The 2318-nt window shown below is 34.9% G+C and carries 4 protein-coding genes and 1 pseudogene; 2 read left to right on the forward strand and 3 right to left on the reverse strand.

Translation table 11 applies throughout. The annotated features are described in order from the left end of the window. Window positions 1-439 (forward strand): helix-turn-helix domain-containing protein (locus Wcon_RS08885; protein WP_147269181.1); only part of this gene is annotated, 439 nt, incomplete at its 5' end. Window positions 440-519: 80 nt separating this feature from the next. Here the strand turns inward: Wcon_RS08885 and Wcon_RS08890 are convergent. The 3 genes and pseudogenes from Wcon_RS08890 to Wcon_RS08900 all read right to left on the reverse strand — a co-directional run bounded on the left by Wcon_RS08890 (window position 520) and on the right by Wcon_RS08900 (window position 2011). Then, on the reverse strand, window positions 520-735 hold the full coding sequence (locus Wcon_RS08890) for a hypothetical protein (protein WP_147269139.1): 216 nt from the start codon (window positions 733-735) through the stop codon (window positions 520-522). Window positions 736-809: 74 nt separating this feature from the next. Then, window positions 810-1112 carry a hypothetical protein gene (locus Wcon_RS08895; protein WP_114517187.1) on the reverse strand — a complete coding sequence of 101 codons (303 nt, stop codon included), beginning with the start codon at window positions 1110-1112 and terminating at the stop codon, window positions 810-812. Further along, window positions 1097-2011, reverse strand: a pseudogene (locus tag Wcon_RS08900) (patatin-like phospholipase family protein). Before Wcon_RS08900 ends, Wcon_RS08895 begins: the two are co-directional and overlap by 16 nt. Between Wcon_RS08900 and Wcon_RS08905 the strand changes: the two are divergent. Continuing rightward, on the forward strand, window positions 2010-2318 hold a 309-nt coding region (locus Wcon_RS08905), incomplete at its 3' end, for a phospholipase D-like domain-containing protein (RefSeq protein ID WP_410543450.1). The pseudogene Wcon_RS08900 and the gene Wcon_RS08905 overlap by 2 nt on opposite strands.

A 2318-nucleotide genomic window follows, 5' to 3' on the forward strand; every position in this document is an offset into this window, starting at 1 on the left:
CTACAGAGTAGGGCAAAGAATAAGAGAATGGAGATTGATAAAAAGGTATACTCAAAAAGATTTAGCAAACAAAGTTGGTTTAACACTCAAGGAAATACACGAGTATGAAATAGGATACACTGCCATATCATTTGACAAATTATATCAAATAGCAGAAGGATTATCAGTGAATATTAAAGTTCTGCTGCCTAAAACAAGGGAAAGCAAAGAGGAAAATAAGCTATTGAGTTTAATGGATGAGTACAGAGAACAAGAATCATTAGATGCGTTAGTTAAATCTCTATCTGAAGATATGAAAAGCGGCAAGGAAAAAGTTAAAAAAGCAGAGAAAGTCAGGGTTGCAAAGAATCTATCAAAGGCAGATATTTCTATTGACATTATTGTGCGAGCAAGTGGCCTAACTGCTGATGAGTTGGGTGAGTGTCCAAAAATGAATTGACTTGAATTCTGGATTAAAAACAGGGTACTCAGAGATATTATATTAAGATATAAGCAAAAGTAATTGTTTATTTAATAAATCTATTTGCCATCTCTGAAAATTTGCTTAGATTTCGCTTGTTCAACAGATACCTCTTCTAGTTTTTCTGGCTCAGCTTCGGGTCTTGCAGCCAATTTGCATTGTTTGATAACTTTCTTTAACGTTTTTACTGCAATAAAATTAATACTGAAAACACATGCCGAAGTTATGGCTAAGGCTGGAAAAGGGGCCAAATTAAACATCGGCAAAATTGCCACAATCGTGCCAGAAGTCAGTAAAAGCGCTAACTTTTTGCTTCCAATGATCTTATTTTTTTTAACCTTTATTGGGTTTAATTTTTTACTTTTGCTTTTAGCTTTTTGAAGCCTTTTTTGAACGTATTGCCCTTTTTTAGCTCTTTTTTTACGGGTTTTGCTTTCTTTATTTTAAAGCTTTTTATTTTTTCTTTTATTCCTTTTTTATCTTTTTTTGCTTTAGAGGTTTTCTCCATCATCTTTAGAGGTTGCTCATGTAGCGGTTTTGGCTTATCGTTTGAAGTTTTAGCTTCTTGGCCATTAGTATATTTTTCGGACGAAACTATGTTTTTTAAACCTTTCTTTGCTTTGTGGTATAATTTCTTTAGTTTGCTTGGCATTTCAAAAATTTATCTATTACTTCCTGGTTGTCCTCTATCATTGCATTTGCTTCTTGCTGAAGACATTTAATATTTTTAGGTGTTACATTATCCATCTCAGCCGACGCTATTGTCAGGTGTGATTGTATTCTTATATATCTGTCGTCCATTACGTTACCTAGTTGATAATTCACTACATCAAGGCTCGAAGCAAACATCACATTTAATAGGGGCTTTATCCAAGCTATTTTCCCTAATTTCCTGTACTTGATTCGATTAGATAGCCGACCTGTGCCGATTGATACCAGAATAATCTCTTCATTAGGGAAAAGTTTTTTACTGTTTGCATATGCACAAGCAGCTGGATTATTCGCAAATACTCCGCCATCCACCAGTACCATTTCTTTTTGGTTGACCTTAAGATACTTAGGTGCAAAATATGTTGGAGCTGCAGTTGTGGCTCTTAATGCATCTTTGAGTTTGATAAAATTTCTATCTTCTTTCCAGCTCTTAAAAAAGAAAGGATGGTTGTTATGAATATCATAACTGGTAAGCAGTACATTACTCAAAGTGTTTTGTAGAGTATCATCACCAAAATATTTTTCTAATATCGATTCGATGTTTTTGTGTGGGTATTATGCACAATTAAACCAAGATAGTATTGATCGTCTAAAGAATGAAGACTTAAAAATATATGGTCCATACTCTTGGTAAAGTTCAACCAAATCATTGGCTGAATATTGAGGTTTATCTTTTTTACATAATCCTGCCACAACAATCCCACCGGTTGAAGTACCAGCCATTAGATCAAAGATTTCAGCTACTCTCTTTCTTGTTCTTTTTTCTATTTCTGCTAGAATGATGGCTGGTATTATGCCCCTTATGCCTCCTCCGTCAACTGAAAGGATGTATTTTGCCATGGTTAGGTATTTATTGATTTTATTAACTTGTTCGCTTTTATCGGGATGTGTTTCCTGCCCAAAAGCCACAGTCTGCTTCACGCCTGGAGAAAATTGCACCAACCTAATAATTGATTCTGTAGACTATGCTAAAAAATCTGTGTTGGTTCAAGCATACCAATTTACCTCGAAGCCTATTGCTGAATCCTTGGTTCAAGCTAAAAAGCGTGGAGTTGATGTCATGGTTATTCTCGACGAATCGCAAGTTAGCTCAAAGTATAGTGTTATCAATGAGCTGTTTGAGCAAAAAATCCCAATTTGGGTAGAC

It is taken from the genome of Wolbachia endosymbiont of Cylisticus convexus, assembly GCF_003344345.1.